The sequence below is a fragment of the Oliverpabstia sp. genome (genome assembly GCF_022785585.1).
GTDB lineage: Bacteria > Bacillota > Clostridia > Lachnospirales > Lachnospiraceae > Oliverpabstia > Oliverpabstia intestinalis.
Map to the genome: position 1 here is coordinate 1 of NZ_JALFPR010000126.1, position 18,173 is coordinate 18,173.

The following is an 18,173-nucleotide window of genomic DNA, read 5'->3' on the forward strand; positions in this document are numbered from 1 at the left end:
TTTACGCGAGCAACGAGTCAAAGTCCGTGCTTGCACGGAACCTTGATGAGTGCCGCGATAACGATAAAAACTCGCAAAGCGTGTTTTTATCGTTTAAATGCATTTTTGCTCGTAACTGTGAAGTTACTGAACAGTTACAATCAGTAAAAAGAGAACCGGGGAAAAGATCCGGTTCTCTTTTTTTGATGAAAATTCTGTGCATTGCGAAGCGAGTTACTGGGAATGGAGTGAACAATAGCCATTCTGTGAACATTCTGCGAATTATGAGACATACTTCTTGCATTTGCTCCGGGAACATGGTAGTATATAAAAAGTAACGAAATTGTTACAAAGTCATTAAAAAACAAAGCAACAAAGGCAATAAAAAGAGAGGTTTTACATGAAAAAAAGAGTAGTATGTGCGTTTTTGGGACTTGTAATGATGGTTTCTCAGTCTTTTACGGTTTTTGCTGATACAGAATCAGATATCAGACAGCAGAAAGCCCAGGCAGAGAGCCAGTTAAGTCAGACAAATGATACCATTGCTTCTTTGTCTGAACAGCAGCAGCAGATCCAGTCAGAAATCAATGCTATGGATGCAGATATGGTAGATCTGATGATTCAGATTGATGCTACCAAAACAGACATTGCAAGTACAGAAGATGGAATTGCACAAAAAGAAGCAGATATTACGGAAAAAGAGGGAGAGATTGAGACAACTGCCGGCCAGCTGCAGGATGCAGAGGCAGATCGCGACAAGCAGTATGCGGATATGAAAAAACGTATCCAGTACATATATGAGAATGGTGGAAATGAAGCATGGCTGAATATGTTAAGCGGTGCGGACAGTATCACGTCTCTTCTGAATAAAGTGGAATATGCACAGAACATGCACGATTATGACAGAAAACAGCTGGAAGCTTTTAAAGAAGTGGTACAGCAGGTGTCCGATCTGAAGGCAGATCTGGAGAATCAGAAAGCGGATCTGGAGACACAAAAGAGTGACCTGGAGACACAGAAAGCATCCCTGGAAAGCCAGCAGGCAGATCTGCAGAGCCAGCAGGCAGACTTACAGGCACAGATGGATGAAAAGAAAGCAACCAGCAGTGATTACGAAGCCCAGATTGCAACAGCCCAGCAGCAGGCAAATGAGATCAGTAATTTGATCAGCCAGCAACAGGCGCAGCTGGATCAGATTGCAGAAGAAAAACGACAGGCTGAAGAAGAGGCGGCAAGACAGGCGGCGGCTGAGGAAGCAGCCCGTCAGCAGGCAGCGGCAGAAGAAGCAGCAAGACAGCAGGCAGCAGCCGAAGAAGCCAGCCGTCAGCAGGCAGCAGCGGCTAGCTCGACAAGTACTTCTTCCGGCAACAGTTCGACTTCACAGAGCAGTGGAAACAGCAGAAACAACAGTACAACAAACAACAGTAATGCAGCAACAGGCAGCAGTACTGCAAGTTCCGGCAGTACAAGCACCAATAACAGTACTGCAAGTTCCGGCAGCAGTTCAGACAAAAGCAGTTCGACAGGCAGTTCCGGTCCTGTAAACAGCAGTGGGGCATCCGGCAGTTCTATCGTAGCATATGCAGATCAGTTTGTCGGTAATCCATACGTATGGGGTGGTAATTCCCTGACCAATGGTATTGATTGCTCTCATTTCGTATATCAGGTGCTGAAAAACACCGGTGCTTACAGTGGTGGTTATACCACATCAGCAGGATGGAGAAGCCTTGGTACAGCAGTTTCAAGTTTATCTGAAGCAAGAGCAGGTGATGTGATCTGTTATTCCGGACATGTGGCTATCTACGACGGAAATGGCGGAATCGTGGAAGCGAAAGGAACAAAATGGGGTATCACCCATGACAGAAGTGCAAATTGCAAGACAATCCTTGCGATTCGCCGCTTCACCTGACAAAAACATAGTTTTTGAGTTGCTATTATAATAGGTAGAAACACAGCAAATGTATCAGCAAAACAATGTACTAGGGGTTGATATACATTACAGCAAAAAGAAGAAAAGTGACCAGAATACAAGGTTCGGGTTGCTTTTCTTTTTTTACGTATTTTACTTGCATTTTCAAAATAACGTGATAGAATAGAAGATGAAAAATCAGCACTCGTAAAGATTGAGTGCTAACAAAAGAAGAACAAGGAGGAAACATAATGATTACATTGCCGATTTCTGACCTGTTGTTACTGCCAGGTGTGACATTTTTCTTTAAAAAAGATGTGTTTCCCAGTGGAGAGATAACAGCAGAATCTGTTGGAGAAGATATATTATTTGTAATGGAAAAAGAAGAAAAGGAGCAGATGACACCGGATGATTTTTATCCCATTGGTGTGATTGGCACCATCGACAGCGTAGATGAAGAAGGAAATGTACGTGTCAAAGTGAGAGAACGGGTACAGATTTCTGATACTGAGATGGGAAAAGATGGTGTGATTACTGCAGATGCTTCGCTTCTTCCGGATGTAGATGATTTTCCGAAAGAAGAAGAGAGAGCATTGTTTGAAAAGATGAAACAGGATATCCTTCGTTTCGTCAAAGGATTCCCATGGGGAGTCTGGGCCCGTGGGGTGATTTTGCACTGGAAAAATGTAGAAGAAATAGGATGTGCACTTTCTTCTTATTTTAATATCACATGGGAAGAGAAATATGGTATCATAGAGACAGATTCCAGAAGAGAACGATGCAAAAAAATTGAGGAAGCTGTTTATGAATTTATGGAGATATTCCATGTAGGCGAAGAAGCTGAAGAAGCACAGAAAGAGATTCATGAACAGGCATACCGGGAATCTGCGATTAAAAAACAGATCGAACTGCTGCAACAGCAGCTGGATGAGATGCATCCGGAGAATATATCGGATGTACGTAAATTTGAAACAAAGATTGCACAGTCCGGCATGAATGAAGAAGCCAGGAAAGAGGCTGAGAAAGTTTTGAACCGGATGAAACAGGAAGGAAAAGACAGTCATGAATATGGTATGCTGTATGACTACCTGGATTTTGTAACTTCACTTTCCTGGAAAACAAAAGAACAGTCGGAGATCAATCTGCAGGAAGCAGAGGAGATTCTGGATGAAGATCATTACGGTCTGAAGAAAGTGAAAGAACGTATCATTCAACAGCTTGCTGTGATGGCACTGAATAAAAAACAGTCCGGTTCTATTTTGCTGTTTGTGGGTGCTCCGGGTACCGGTAAAACCAGTATCGGTCAGAGTATCGCAAGGGCACTGCACCGGGAATATGTAAGAATCAGCCTTGGAGGCATCCGGGATGAGGCAGAGATCCGTGGTCACAGAAGAACGTACGTAGGTGCAATGCCTGGCCGGATTATGGAAGGTATGAAACGAAGTAAGGCTCAGAATCCTGTTATGGTGCTGGACGAAGTGGATAAACTGGCAAAAGATTACGGCGGAGATCCGGCAAGTGCCCTTCTGGAAGTGCTGGATCCGGAACAGAACTACAGCTTTACAGATCACTATATGAATGTGCCCTATGATCTGTCAAATGTATTTTTTGTATGTACGGCAAACAGTACGGATACGATTCCGGAACCGCTGTTAAATCGTATGGAAGTGATTCAGTTTCCGGGATATACACCACTGGAGAAGTTTCATATCGCAAGAAGACATCTGCTTCCGAAAGCGATGAAAGCGATGGGAATCAAGGCACAGAACCTGAAGGTTACGGATGGTGCCCTGGAGAAAATAATTGCGGAATATACCGCAGAGTCAGGTGTGCGCGGATTAAAGAAGCAGGTGGATGTGATCTGCAGGAATGCTGCGGTCAAACTGGTCCGGGGAGAGCAAAAAAATATTACTGTCAATGAAAAACGGGTACAGGAATTCCTGGGATCGGGGATCATCCATGATACGATCCTGAAACATCCACAGCCGGGTGTGATGACCGGACTTGCATGGACAAGCGCCGGTGGAGAGATTCTGTTTATCGAGACTTCTTTTACCAAAGGTTCCGGAAAAATCACGATCACCGGACAGCTGGGAGATGTGATGAAAGAATCAGCACAGATTGCGATCACACTGGTGAAAAAACGTCATCCGGACAAAGCCGATTTATTTAAAGAAAATGATCTGCATATCCACGTCCCGTCCGGTGCAGTTCCAAAAGACGGTCCTTCCGCAGGTATCACACTGGTGACGGCACTGACTTCGCTGGTGACAGATACACCGGTGAATCCGGAATATGCCATGACCGGTGAGGTATCTTTGCGGGGTGGTGTGATGCCAATCGGTGGTCTTCCTGAAAAACTGATGGCAGCTCAGCGGGCAGGTATCAAAAAAGTATTTATTCCCGCAGAAAATGAGAGAGATCTGGAAGAAGTAGCAGAAGAAGTGAAAGAAAAACTGGAGATCGTCCCGGTAGAAACAGTAGACCAGGTCATGAGACTGGTGTTTGCCTGAATAAACAGGGGAAACAGAACGTATCACAAAGGAAGATTGAGCAGGAAAACAAGGTGAACAAAGAGATGGATATGAGAGAAGTATTGGAAAAAGTAAAACAGGGTGAGATTTCTGTTGAAGAAGCAGAACACTATTTTCGGAAAGCTCCTTTTGATGAGATGGGATATGCCAAACTGGATATGCACCGACAGATCCGTTCCGGTTTTCCGGAAGTGATCTTTTGCAGTGGAAAGGCAGATGCACATCTGGTGCCAATCGTAAAACGGTTATATGAAGCGAATGGAGAGGTATTTGGAACCAGAGCATCCGAGCATCAGTACCAGATGCTGAAAGAAATTTATCCGCAGATCCAGTACGATCCGATCTCGCATATCCTGAAAATAGAGAATAAAGAAAAGAAAGAGGGTGTCGGCCTGATTGCTGTATGTACAGCGGGAACAGCTGATATCCCGGTAGCGGAAGAAGCCGCACAGACGGCAGAATATTTCGGAGCAAAAGTAGAACGGATCTATGATGTGGGTGTGGCCGGTATCCATCGTCTTTTTGCAAGGCTGGATGCGATCCAGGATGCAAACTGCGTAGTCGCAGTGGCAGGGATGGAAGGCGCACTGGCAAGCGTGCTGGGTGGTCTGGTGAATAAACCGGTGATCGCCGTACCTACTTCCGTGGGATATGGTGCCAGTATGAATGGAATATCCGCGCTGCTCACGATGATCAATTCCTGCGCCAACGGGATTGCTACGGTAAATATCGACAATGGATATGGTGCCGGTTATATTGCTACACAGATTAACCGAATGGGTGTGAAAGAAAAATAGAATAGACCACACAGCTATGATAAAAGAATAGGATAAAAGAAAAGATGAAAGGAATCGAGAGTCAGATTATTCTGACTCCCGATTCCTTTCATCTTTTTACGCGAACAACAAGCGGATCCGGATTGATACTTGCTTAATAAGTACCACTTCGTATCTTTTCCCGGTACTGTCTTGGTGTCATGCCGATCTGCTGTCGAAAATGATAGCAGAAAGCAGCAGAATCACGGAAGCCACAGGAATAAGCAATCTCTGTCACGTTATAATTTTGTGTCTGTAAAAGTTTTGCTGCCGCACGGATCCGGTATTGAAGGAGATACTGTTTCGGAGAAATCTGCGCTTCCCGCATAAAAATTTTGTAAAGATAAGTTCTGTCCACGCCGATATAATCTGCTATATCCTGAATCTTAAGATTATAGGAGTAATTATTGCTGATATATTCCAGTGCCTGCTGATAATACTGTTCATTGTGATCATTTCGACCGGAAGTGTCCAGACGGGTCATACAGGAGAGCAGCCGGAGAAAAGCAGATGCCAGTCCCAATGGATTCTTTTCGGGAGCAAAAAACAGGGCATTCAGCCGGATCATGGGCTGAATACACAGAGCAGAGTCCGTGGTAAAGACAGGGGAAGATTGGAAAATTGTGGAGGAGAGAACCTCTTCCACGCAGCTTCCGTCGAATCCAACCCAAGCATATTCCCAGGGCTCTTCTTTGTCTGCCTGATAATAATGGGTCTGCATCGGTTCGATTAAAAAGGCATCGCCGGCAGAAAGCTCATACTTTTTCTCCTGATAGAAGAATTCCCCTTTTCCATGCAAAACAACGTGAAGCAAATAATGGGGGCGGATAGCCGGCCCCCAAAAGTGTCCGGGAGCACATTGCTCCCTTCCGCAATAATAGATACGAAGTGCAGTAGTATTCTCTGTGTTTGAATGTTCCACAGTCATCACGGTCCTCATTTTTATTTATTACGGTGTCCTCTGTATTTTTCTTCACAGTATTTACAACGGTATACTTCTTTTCCCGGATCGGTCAGGATAAATACCTGATCCAGTTCCTGTTCGATAGAAGTGATACAGCGAGGGTTTTTGCAACGGATTACGTTGACTACCTGAGACGGAAGATGCAGTTCTTTCTTTGAGGTAATCTTGCCGTTCTGGATCACGTTCACAGTGATGTTGTGATCGATAAATCCGAGAATATCAAGATCCAGCATATCTACGCTGCATTCTACTTTGATGATATCTTTTTTTCCCATTTTGTTGCTGCGGGCGTTTTTGATGATGGCAACACAGCAGTCCAGCTTGTCAAGTTTCAGATCATGATAAATTGTCATGGATTTGCCGGCTTTGATGTGGTCCAGAACAAATCCCTCTTCGATACGTCCTACATTTAACATACTTTTACCTCCAGTAAAGTCAGGATCAGTGCCATACGGACATAGACGCCGTACTGTACCTGTTTAAAATATGCAGCTCTTGGGTCAGAATCTACTTCTGTGGAGATTTCATTGACACGAGGCAGTGGATGCAGAACCAGCATATCCGGTCCGGCAAGTTTCATTTTTTCCTTGTCCAGAATATAGAAGTCTTTCATACGAACATAATCATCTTCATTGAAGAAACGTTCTTTCTGTACACGTGTCATGTAAAGGACATCCAGTTTTGGCAGTGCGTCTTCGAGACGGGTTACTTCCTCAAACTCATGACCACTGGCTTTCAGCACATCTTCACGGATATAGTCCGGGATACAGAGTTCTTCCGGAGAGATCAGGACGAATTTTACATTTGGATAACGAACCAGAGCTTCGATCAGAGAGTGTACGGTACGTCCAAACTTCAGATCGCCGCAAAGACCGATCGTAATGTTATCCAGCCGTCCCTTAAGAGAACGAATCGTTAATAAATCAGTTAATGTCTGAGTAGGATGTTGATGTCCGCCGTCACCGGCATTGATCACGGGAATTTTAGAAGCCAAAGAAGCAACCAGCGGGGCACCCTCTTTTGGATGACGCATGGCACAGATGTCTGCAAAACAGGAAACAACGCGAATGGTATCAGAAACGCTTTCACCTTTGGAAGCGGAACTGGAATCGGCGGAAGAAAAACCAAGAGCTTTTCCGCCAAGATTCATCATGGCAGCTTCGAAACTGAGACGAGTACGGGTACTTGGTTCATAGAACAAAGTAGCAATCTTTTTACCATCACAGGCGTGTGCGTATTTTTCAGGGTTTTGTTCAATGTCATTTGCCAGATCCAGCAGATGCTCAAGCTCCTCAACGGAGAAATCCAGAGGACTCATCAGATGTCTCATCATATACCTCCTTGTATGTTATAAAACTATAAAGAGTACCATCGATTTTTACTCTGCCTAACATCATATAATAAATACTTTTGGATTGCAAGAGAAAAATAAAGGATTTTGTCGGATTTTCAGGAATAACTGTTCCTTGTCAAATGGTGTCGTTTGTACTATAATAACAACAGTTTACTCGCAATAGGAGGTTCCATATTTTATGGATTATATAAAAGCAAGAACATATATAGATGAAAGTCATCGGTTCGGCGGTGAAATGGGACTGGAAGCAATAACCTGCCTGCTGGAAAAACTGGGGAATCCACAGGAAACTCTGCAGTTTATCCATATCGCCGGAACCAATGGGAAAGGCAGCGTTGGTGCGTATCTGGCAGCAGTCCTTCAGGAAGCAGGTTACCGGATCGGCAGATTTATCTCCCCCACACTGTATGAATACCGGGAAAGGATCCAGATCAACGGAGTATATATCGAAGAAGAAGCTTTCGGGCGACTGATGGATCCTGTGGTGAAAGCTATCGGGGAACTGGAAGAAGAGCATAAGCCGCTGCCGTCTCCTTTTGAGATTGAGACTGCCATTTCTTTTCTATATTATAAGGAAAAGAACTGTGATTTTGTCCTGCTGGAGTGTGGCATGGGCGGAAAGACAGATGCAACGAATGTGATCAGAAATACAAAACTGGCGGTGATCACATCCATCAGTATGGATCATATGGAGTATCTGGGGAATACGCTGGGAGAAATCGCCGGTCAGAAAGCCGGTATTATCAAACCCGGCAGCCGTGTTGTCACCTGCAGACAGGAAAAAGAGGCGATGGATGTCATCGAACGGGAAAGTAAGAAGCTGGGATGCCCGCTGTATGTTGGGGATAAAACAGAAGCAGAGCTTGTAACAGCAGATCTTGACCACATGGTATTCCGCTATCAGAAAGAGACCTATACCATTCATCTGGCCGGTTCACATCAGCTGGAAAATGCAGTGCTTGCACTGGCAGGTATTCGGGCTCTGCAGGATACAGGGTATCAGATTTCCGGGGAGCAGATCCGAAGTGGTATGGAAAAAGCACGATGGAATGGTCGATTTACCATTCTGAAAAAAGACCCTTATCTGGTAGTAGATGGTGCACATAATCCGGATGCGGCCAGAAAACTGCAGGAATCTTTAAGAATGTATTTTCCGAACAGGGAATTTGTTTTCCTGATGGGAGTTTTTCGGGACAAACAGTATGAAACCATTGCAGAAAGAATGGCACCGATGGCAAGGGAGATCATTGCGATGGAAACCCCGGATAATCCCCGGGCACTTCCCGCCAAAGAGCTGGGAGAGGTTCTTTGCAGATATAAGACACCGAAACAGGTATATGTGGCAGATTCTCTGGAGGAAGCCCTGCAGCTTGGCATGAAGCTGGCCGGAAAAGAAGATGTGATCGTGGCATTCGGTTCGCTGTCTTTTATCGGTGATCTGACGAAATTAAGTGAAAATTTGGAATAGGAAAAGAAAAAATGGATAATAAAGTATTGGATTTACTCGAGATCAGAGATCAGATTGATGGTATTGATAAAGAAATCGTAGAACTTTTTGAAAAACGGATGCAGCTGAGTGCAGAGGTGGCGGAATATAAGATTTCCAACAATAAAGCAGTACTGGATCCACAGCGGGAAAAAGAAAAACTGAATACACTGGAAAAGTATGCATCCAACTCCTTTAACCGTGTAGGTGTCTACGAGCTGTTCCGGCAGATGATGGCGATGAGCCGGAAACTGCAGTACCGGATACTGGCAGAAAAAGGCAAAGCAGAAAAGATTCCGTTCCGGAAAGTTTCTTCTTTGCCGATGCAGAAGGCCAAAGTAGTATTTCAGGGTGTCGAAGGAGCATACAGTTTTACTGCGATGCATAGCTTTTTCGGAGAATCCATTGAAAATTACAATGTGGAAACCTGGCGGGATGCCATGGAAGCGATCAAAAACGGAGATGCGGATTACGCGGTACTGCCAATCGAGAATTCTACTGCCGGTATCGTTGCTGATATTTATGATCTTCTGGTGGAATACCATCACAGCATCGTGGGTGAACAGATCATTCAGGTGGATCATGCTCTGATGGGTCTGAAAAATGCCACACTGGAAGATATCAAGACCGTGTATTCTCATCCGCAGGCACTGTCTCAGTGCAGAAAGTTTCTGGAGCAGCATCCGGAATGGAAAGCGGAAGAGTATCTGAACACCGCAATGGCAGCAAAGAAAGTAAAAGAAGACGGAGATCTGACTCAGGCGGCAATTGCCAGCCCATATGCGGCACAGTGTTTCGGACTTCAGATTTTAAAACCGCATGTATTCTCCAGTCGGCAGAATTCCACACGGTTTATTATCGTATCCAAAGAAGAGATTTATCAGGAAGAAGCAGGAAAAATCAGTGTATGTTTTGAGATTCCACATGAGAGTGGAAGTCTGTATAACACACTGTCCCATTTTATCTATAATGATCTGAATATGACAAAGATCGAGTCCCGTCCGATTCCGGAGAAAAAGTGGGAATATCGTTTTTTTGTTGACTTTGAAGGGAATCTGAGTGACAGCGGTGTGAAGAATGCGCTGTATGGTATTTCCAGAGAGGTGAACAATCTGCGGATTCTTGGAAATTATTAATGATACATGAAACTGTCCGGCTGCGAAGACAGGGAACGGCCGGAATAAGTAATTACATATTGAGAAGTAAGAAAGACAGGTAAGAACAATGACAGGAATAAGAGAATGCATTTTATATCGTGATTTTGAACAGGGAGAATTGCTGGAGAAGATGACCATGCTGATGGAAGATATCTCTCATCCGAAGGTACTCTACGGAAAGGACGGGGAGTATTTTGCATGTATTCATCAGCTGGTAGAGATGGCAGGAACCTACGGGTTTGCGGGAAACCTGTGGCATGATTATCTGACCTATCTGCTGGTCAATCATGAAAATGCGTTCAGTACGGCCTGTGAGATCGTAGGTCCGGTGGAAGGCACTATTAATGCATTCGCGATGCATGATTTTGAAATCTTTAAACAGTTGTATGATTTTGATCTGAAAGAACTGGAGAAGATTTATCCGTCGGTGGACAGCAGTCTGATCACCGATTATCAGAATATCAATGAAGGCAGCAAGGTCTTTAATAAACGGATCCGTGACCGTATCTGTACACTGGCGCAGAAACTGGCAAAAGCAGAGTCCACGGAAGAATTCATGGATGATATGGTACAGTTTTATAAAGAATTCGGTGTTGGTAAACTGGGACTTCACAAGGCATTCCGTATCGACGGAACGGTGACTCCTGCCCGGATCGTGCCGATTACCAATATTGCCCATGTGCATCTGGACGACCTGGTCGGCTATGAGATTGCCAAGAAAAAACTGATCGATAATACAGAAGCATTTGTACAGGGGCGGCCGGCCAATAACTGCCTGCTGTTTGGTGATGCCGGTACAGGAAAATCTTCAAGCATCAAGGGTATCCTGAATCAGTATTATGATCAGGGACTTCGTATTATAGAGGCGTACAAACACCAGTTCAAGGATCTGAATGATATTATCGCACAGGTGAAAAATCGGAATTACAAGTTTATTATCTATATGGATGATCTGTCTTTCGAAGAATTTGAAATCGAATATAAGTATCTGAAGGCTGTGATCGAGGGTGGTCTGGAGAAAAAACCGGATAATATTCTGATCTATGCGACCTCTAATCGAAGACATCTGGTTCGGGAGAAATTCTCGGATAAAGAAGAGAGAAGAGATGATCTGCATTCTTCCGATACTGTTCAGGAGAAACTGTCTCTGGTTGCAAGATTTGGTGTGTCGATTTTCTTCTGCGCGCCGGATAAAAAGCAGTTCCAGAATATCGTGAAGACGCTTGCAGAAAGACATCAGGTGGAGATGCCGGAGGAGGAACTTCTGCTTGAGGCCAATAAGTGGGAATTGCAGCATGGTGGACTGTCGGGTAGGACGGCACAGCAGTTTATTGATTATCTTTGCGGCAAGAATAAAAATAAGTAAATAAAATACAGATATAGGTTTTGACTAAGGGGACGCGGCTGACCTGTGATTCCCTGGGTGAACAACGTGGGCAGGGCAACTTTGAACTAGCCACTAACTGCGACTATATTCACTTGGGTCAGCTGACCCAAGCGAAAGTCTCCGTAAGTGTCGGATTTCAAAGCTTGCCCTAAGCGCCCACAAAGTGTTGTTCACCCAAGGAATCACAGGTCAGCCGCTGTTTGTTGTAGTGCATATTAAAATAATCCAGTGTTCCGTTTTTGTTTGACGCAAGTGATGAACCAAAGTCCGTGCTTGCACGAGAACTTGGCGACTGCCGCGATAATGAGTAAAATTCGCGAAGCGTATTTTATCACGTTGGCAGAAACTGATTCTTGGCAGTGGTACTTGCCGGTGGGGGACGGAGTTTGGTGGTTCTGTCTGGGAAAGGTTTGTGAGATTTTAAGTTTTTGGTAAGGACTTTGGTGAGGGGATGGTGGTACACTGTAGGGGAATGGGTGAACGAATGCCCGATGGAGTACAGAAAAAAGGAGTCGGAAGTAACTGTCTGGCAGGAGAGAGCCTGTGAGATGAACTGTGGAAGAGTTACATTTTAAAGTTAGATTCTGAGAAATACATAAGGGGACATGGAGGAAATATAAGATGGAAGAAACCAGAATTTTAGTTGTGGATGATGAGCAGGAAATTGCGGATCTGCTGGAACTGTATCTGATCAGTGACGGGTATCAGGTAATTAAGAGTGGGGATGCTCTTGAGGGACTTGCGATTATGGAACGTGAGAAGATTGATCTGGTGTTGCTGGATATTATGATGCCGAAGATGGATGGGCTTGAGATGTGCAGGAAGATACGGGAGAAGCATAACGTGCCGATTATCATGGTTAGCGCAAAGACACAGGAGTTAGATAAGATCGTGGGGCTTACGACGGGGGCGGATGATTATGTGACAAAACCCTTCAACCCTCTGGAGCTGATGGCAAGAGTGAAGTCACAGCTTCGGCGTTACCGGGATCTGAATCCGGCGAATGAAAAGAAAGAGGCTGAGGACAGCACGATCCGTCTGAATCATGTGACTATTATCAAGGAAACACATCAGGTATTTGTGGATGGAGAGAGTATTAAGCTTACGCCAATCGAATTTGACATTCTGTATCTTCTGGCTTCTCATCCGGGTCGGGTATTCAGTACGGATGAGATTTTTGAAAAAGTATGGAATGAGAAGGTATATGAGGCCAATAATACCGTTATGGTACATATCCGTCGGCTTCGTGGCAAGATGAAGGATGATACCAGAACCGATAAGATCATTACGACAGTCTGGGGGGTTGGATATAAAATTGAGCAGTAGATGGATTCAGACATTCGAAGGAAGAATCGCATGGTATACGATCATCAGCCTGGCAGCTACCGGAATCGCGGAAGTTGTGATGGCGTTTCTGATCTACAAAGTGGCAGGAAAGCTGCGTTATATGGGATATCGAAGTGCCATGCTGGGGCCGGACGGGCTGTATCCCGGTTATCGCCTGATGATTCTCGGGGTTTGCGGAGCACTTACTTTTTTGTTTACTTTTTACGCCCTGCTCCACAAATATATGAGTTATGTGCGGATGTTGGAACGTGCCATGCGAGATATTGCAAACGGAAATCTGGATCAGGAGATTCCCGTAGAGAATCTGGACGAATTCGGAGAAATTGCCAGGTATATGAACCAGATGGAACGCCATGTAAAGGATCTGATGGAGAGGGAACGGGAATCGGAACGTACCAAAAATGATCTGGTGACAAGTGTGGCTCACGATCTGCGTACACCGCTGACATCGGTGATCGGTTATCTGGACTGGGTGAAGAGCAGACCTGATCTGGATGAACAGACCAGACAACAGTACCTTGATATTGCGTACCGGAAAGCATTGCATCTGGAACAGCTGACGAACGAACTTTTTGGCTTTGTGAAGATGGAACATAAGGAGATGAGTCTGCATCTGGAACAACTGGATCTGCAGAAACTACTGGAACAGCTGTTGGATGAAGCGTGGCCAAGTTTTGAAAAAAACGGTCTGGAAGCCCAGTTCAGCTGCGTGGAACATGGAATTCCCATGGAGGGGGACGGCAATCTGCTGGCACGCCTTTTTGAAAATCTTCTGAATAATGCGGTCAAATATGGAAAAGACGGAAAAATCATCCGTGTGGCAGCAAAAGTGGTACATGAACATGTTCTGGTACAGGTGATCAACTATGGGTATGTGATCCCGAAAGAAGACCTGGAAAAGTTATTTCAGAAGTTTTACCGGGTGGAACAGTCGCGTTCACAGAATACGGGAGGAACCGGTCTTGGACTGGCTATCGTTCATCAGATCGCAGTGCTTCATGGCGGAGACGTACAGGTGAAAAGTGATCTTGACGGAACGGTATTTTCTGTATGGCTTCCGTTGCAACAGAAAAAGGAGAGACAGACATGAGAAAACATATCCGGGGAATAGTACTGGTACTGCTGATCTTGCTGCTGCCCTGCCTGGTATGGGCAGAAGATGAGCCGGAGAACGGCATTGAGATAACATTAAACTGGGGATTTAACGGCAAGGCGGGAAACAGTGCTGCCTGCCTGCCGGTTACGGCAACACTGACAAATCATGGGGAAGCGTTTGAAGGACAGCTGGAGATGGAAGTGCCGGTTGCCGGCAATCAGGAATCTGATCTGGGAGAGAGTCTGACGATGATCGGCAATGATATGGACTATACCAGAAGCAAAGTGTGCGTATGGAAGAAAAATATAGCACTCGCTGCAGGGGAAACACGGCAGGAAACGTTTTATCTGACCTTTCCATGGGCTAATGGTACAGTACAGGCGTATCTGAAAGATGGGTCCCGAACAGTACAGACAGCATCACTGAGTAAGAACTTTTCTGCAAACCAGGACATTGCACTGATCGGAGTTATAGGAGCACAGCCGGAAGACGTGCAACAGCTTGACGGGATACAGATTTCTGCGGAAACTACCGAAGGCATGGGTGATATTTTTGTGTCTGTTTATCAGATGGATGCATCGGAGATTCCGGACAGCTGGAAAGATCTGGGTCAACTGGATGCACTGCTGATCGGACCGGAGGCTGCGATTTCCGGAGAACAGTGGGTGACACTCCATCGCTGGCAGCAGGAAGGAGGTATCTTGCTTACTGTTGAAGACGGGCAGGATTTTTTTGAAGTATTTGAGAATTTTCTGAATGGAGAATCACGACCAACATTTTTTGACAGGCTCAGTGAAAAATGGGGCTATGTTGTATATACCGGCTATGACACCAGTCAGATTCCGGTACGAAAACGCCCCGGTCTGATCAAATATTTTATACTGATTCTTTTTTATGCCTGTCTGGCAGGACCGGGACTGTACCTGATCCTGAAAAAACAGGGAAAAAGAAAATATTTCTGGTCAGGAGTTACAATGCTTTCTGTTCTTTTCCTTGGTATTGTAGCTTTGCTGGGAACCGGCACCAGACTGACTGCCCCGGTTCTTACCATGAGACGGATGTATACCCAGCAGGATCATATCTGGGGAGAAACGCTGCAGCTGGGTGTGCAGGCGCCATATAACAATACATATCAGCTGTATCTGGATAAAAGTTATCATCTGACAATGCCTTCAGAAAGCGGATACAGTGCAGAAAATGTCAATACAAATATCACGGATAAAGTGGAAATCTATGAAAAAGAAGACTGTTACAAACTGACATTCAGCAGGCTGCCGGTGTTTGCAGGCAATGCATTCTTTTTGAACAGGGATCATGCAGTATCACCGGAAGAAGAAATACAGATCCATGCATCCGGGGACAATGAGCATATCGAAGGCAGATGGAAGAACCCTACAGGATACAGAATCGAGAATGCGATTCTTGTACTCACGAACCGTATCGTATTTCTGGGAGATCTGGAACCGGGAGAAGAAGGTACTTTTTCCGAAAAAATCCATTCCTATGGAAATGGAGGCCTGGAAAAGATTCTGAGAAAATATCTGGATCTGAAAGATACAGAGTATCCGGATTATGCGGTGAACGCCGTGACGGAGCAGATATGGGATGCACAAAGGAAAGAAATCGAAGGTGTCTGCCTCCTCGGAACGATTTCCAACAGTGATACTTCTTTTGAGATGAATTCCGGTTATGAAGTAGACGGAATCACGCAGTTTTATATGCCGGTGGATATCAGCTGGCAAAAGGAAGAGGGAACCATATTCTGTCCGAACGGAGAAGTGCTGGCTTCTGTGAAAAGTGGAAGTGCGACCGCAGGAACGAATCTGATGTACGGACAGGATGCAGTCCTTGACTATGATCTTTTCGGACTGGGAGAAATTACAGGAATAAAATTCTTTAAACCGGAATATGATGATCCGAAATATTTTGAATCATTTCGTGGGCAGGTTGCTTTTTATTGCTGGTCCAGTGGAGAATATGAGACGATTTCGAAATGGGAAAAAGTGTTTGACAGGACGGAACTGGAAAAATATCTGTCGCCAGATGGGACGTTGCGGGTTCGCTATCAGGTGGCGGACGACATGGATGTGACGGATAAAAACTGTACACTTCCCTGTCTGCAGATCACAGGAAAGGTGGTGAACCCGGATGCTTAAGATTGAAAGTCTGACCAGAAGGTATCCTCACGTAACGGCGTTGGACGGACTGAATATGGAAATCGGACATGGACAGCTGTATGGATTTGTAGGACCAAACGGTGCCGGAAAAACGACTACGATCCGAATCATATCCGGATTACTGCGGCCGACTTCAGGAAAAGTGTGGATCGATGGTATCCGGGCAGAAAAGGAGACACGCGTCTTAAAAAGCAAGATTGGCTATGTGCCGGATTTTTTCGGTGTCTATGATAATCTGACGGTGATGGAATATCTGGAATTTTATTCGGCTGCCTATGGAATCGATGAAAAAGAGGGACGCTTAAGGGCTTCGGAGGTACTGGAACGGGTACAGCTCTTTCATATTGAAGACCGTATGGTAGATGAATTATCCAGAGGGATGCAGCAGAGGCTCTGTCTTGCCCGTGCCATGATTCACCGGCCACAGCTTCTGGTGATGGATGAGCCGGCATCCGGACTGGATCCGGGTGCAAGGAGGATCTTTAAAGAAGTTTTGCGGAGTCTGTGTGAAGAGGGATATACGGTGCTGATCAGTTCACATATTCTGTCTGATCTGGCAGATATGTGCAGCAATATCGGAGTTATCCATCAGGGGAAAATGGTACTGGAAGGCCCCATCGATGAAATCATGACATCTATCGACAGTTCTAATCCGATCCTGATCGAGGTATATCAGAATCTGGAGACTGCCGTTCACCTGCTGAACCGGCACCCACTGGTATCCAGAATAGCAATCGATAAAAATATGATTTCCATTCTTTTTACCGGAAGCAGGGAAGAAGAGGCGCAGCTTCTGAGACAACTGGTGGAGCAAAAGGTGCTGGTAACTTCTTTTCGCAGAGAACACAATAATCTGGAATCTGTATTTTTCCATCTTACAGATCCGGTACAGGGAGGAACAACAGTATGAGGAAGAATCCGGTTCTGGAAAATGAAATGAAACGTTACACAAGAAATATGAAATGTGCCTGGATTATTCTTGGCGTGAATCTGGTTCTGGCATTGTTTGCCCTGATCGCACAGATGGGATTGAGCGGAAGAGAAAATTATATGACGATCCTGCAGTACCGTTTTCCGATCCAGTGTTATGTCCTGATGGGATATGGTCTGTTCCTTGCCATCTGTATACTGATCCCGGGACTGGCAGGAGGTTCCATTGCGGGGGAACGTGAGAGGAAGACCCTGGATCTGCTTCTCACTACTCATCTGAGTCCCTGGAAAATTATTCTGGGAAAACTGGAATCTTCTCTCTGCCTGATTTTCCTGATTTCCTTTTCGACACTTCCTGTAATAGGACTGGTGCTGATCTATGGAGGAATTACTCTGGTAAATCTGTTCCAGCTGATCCTGAGTCTTGTCATCACCGGTATATTTATAGGAAGTATCGGTATCTTTTATTCGGCGATCATGCGAAAAACTACGGTTGCGGTGATTTTAAGTTATGTGACGGTGGTACTTCTGGTGCTCGGAACGGTGGGTATCCTGTTTGGAATCGGCTATATTCAGCAGATGCGGGGAATGTACCGGGAAGACTTTACAGGCATCCGGCTTGGCGGGCTGGTTTATCTTCTGTATTTCAATCCGGCAGTCACACTTTATGGACTGATCGGACAGCAGACAACCAACGCCTACGGACTGGTACGGCTGTGTGGCCATTTTGGAGATTACAGCCATTCCTTTGGGGTGGAACATATGGTAGAACTGTCGATTCTGGTACAACTGGGCTGTTCCGCTCTTCTCTTGATCGCTGCAGGACGGCATATTCACCCGATGCGGAAATGAAGAAACCATGCGAATATATGGTGATCGCATACATTTTGTTCATAAATTGTAACTGTTCAGTAACTTCACAGTTACGAGCAAAAATGCATTTAAACGATAAAAACACGCTTTGCGAGTTTTTATCGTTATCGCGGCACTCATCAAGGTTCCGTGCAAGCACGGACTTTGACTCGTTGCTCGCGTAAA

General features: G+C 45.2%; 14 protein-coding genes. 11 read left to right on the top strand and 3 right to left on the bottom strand.

The window, feature by feature from the left end; translation table 11 throughout:
• Positions 1-379: 379 nt before the first annotated feature.
• From MSA64_RS08890 to larB, 3 genes are all read left to right on the top strand, one after another.
• The gene (locus MSA64_RS08890) at positions 380-1,888 is read left to right on the top strand and encodes a C40 family peptidase (protein WP_277663450.1); all 1,509 of its coding nucleotides are present in this window, start codon (positions 380-382) and stop codon (positions 1,886-1,888) included.
• 251 nt (positions 1,889-2,139) lie between these two features.
• Positions 2,140-4,401 (top strand): endopeptidase La, encoded by a 2,262-nt coding sequence (gene lon / locus MSA64_RS08895; protein WP_154432401.1) that lies wholly within the window; start codon positions 2,140-2,142, stop codon positions 4,399-4,401.
• Between the two features lie 65 nt (positions 4,402-4,466).
• Positions 4,467-5,219, top strand: coding sequence for a nickel pincer cofactor biosynthesis protein LarB (gene larB / locus MSA64_RS08900; RefSeq protein WP_117523589.1), 753 nt, complete (start codon positions 4,467-4,469; stop codon positions 5,217-5,219).
• Between the two features lie 133 nt (positions 5,220-5,352).
• Here larB and MSA64_RS08905 read toward each other — a convergent pair whose 3' ends face one another.
• From MSA64_RS08905 to pyrB, 3 genes are read right to left on the bottom strand one after another with little or no spacing between them, the layout of a single operon-like run.
• A complete protein-coding gene (locus MSA64_RS08905) occupies positions 5,353-6,159 on the bottom strand; it encodes an AraC family transcriptional regulator (protein ID WP_277663452.1) in 807 nt (268 codons plus the stop codon).
• Positions 6,160-6,179: 20 nt separating this feature from the next.
• Complete coding sequence (locus MSA64_RS08910; RefSeq protein WP_022173013.1) at positions 6,180-6,617, bottom strand: aspartate carbamoyltransferase regulatory subunit; 438 nt, start codon at positions 6,615-6,617, stop codon at positions 6,180-6,182.
• Entirely contained in the window at positions 6,611-7,531 is a 921-nt protein-coding gene (gene pyrB, locus MSA64_RS08915) for an aspartate carbamoyltransferase (RefSeq protein ID WP_154432416.1), read from the bottom strand. Before pyrB ends, MSA64_RS08910 begins: the two co-directional genes overlap by 7 nt.
• A 202-nt stretch (positions 7,532-7,733) precedes the next feature.
• Here pyrB and MSA64_RS08920 point away from each other — a divergent pair, with 202 nt between their 5' ends.
• From MSA64_RS08920 to MSA64_RS08955, 8 genes are all read left to right on the top strand, one after another.
• Entirely contained in the window at positions 7,734-9,023 is a 1,290-nt protein-coding gene (locus MSA64_RS08920) for a bifunctional folylpolyglutamate synthase/dihydrofolate synthase (RefSeq protein ID WP_215637458.1), read from the top strand.
• Between the two features lie 11 nt (positions 9,024-9,034).
• A complete protein-coding gene (gene pheA / locus MSA64_RS08925; RefSeq protein WP_117523350.1) occupies positions 9,035-10,177 on the top strand; it encodes a prephenate dehydratase in 1,143 nt (380 codons plus the stop codon).
• A gap of 88 nt (positions 10,178-10,265) precedes the next feature.
• On the top strand, positions 10,266-11,564 hold the full coding sequence (locus tag MSA64_RS08930) for an ATP-binding protein (protein WP_154432398.1): 1,299 nt from the start codon (positions 10,266-10,268) through the stop codon (positions 11,562-11,564).
• A gap of 642 nt (positions 11,565-12,206) precedes the next feature.
• Entirely contained in the window at positions 12,207-12,911 is a 705-nt protein-coding gene (locus tag MSA64_RS08935) for a response regulator transcription factor (protein WP_215637457.1), read from the top strand.
• A complete protein-coding gene (locus MSA64_RS08940; protein WP_205839943.1) occupies positions 12,901-14,022 on the top strand; it encodes a sensor histidine kinase in 1,122 nt (373 codons plus the stop codon). The genes MSA64_RS08935 and MSA64_RS08940 overlap by 11 nt, the downstream gene beginning before the upstream one ends.
• Entirely contained in the window at positions 14,019-16,184 is a 2,166-nt protein-coding gene (locus tag MSA64_RS08945; RefSeq protein ID WP_287891375.1) for a hypothetical protein, read from the top strand. Before MSA64_RS08940 ends, MSA64_RS08945 begins: the two co-directional genes overlap by 4 nt.
• The gene (locus tag MSA64_RS08950; RefSeq protein ID WP_106492237.1) at positions 16,177-17,115 is read left to right on the top strand and encodes an ABC transporter ATP-binding protein; all 939 of its coding nucleotides are present in this window, start codon (positions 16,177-16,179) and stop codon (positions 17,113-17,115) included. The genes MSA64_RS08945 and MSA64_RS08950 overlap by 8 nt, the downstream gene beginning before the upstream one ends.
• Entirely contained in the window at positions 17,112-17,987 is an 876-nt protein-coding gene (locus tag MSA64_RS08955; protein WP_287891376.1) for an ABC transporter permease, read from the top strand. Before MSA64_RS08950 ends, MSA64_RS08955 begins: the two co-directional genes overlap by 4 nt.
• Positions 17,988-18,173 lie beyond the last annotated feature (186 nt).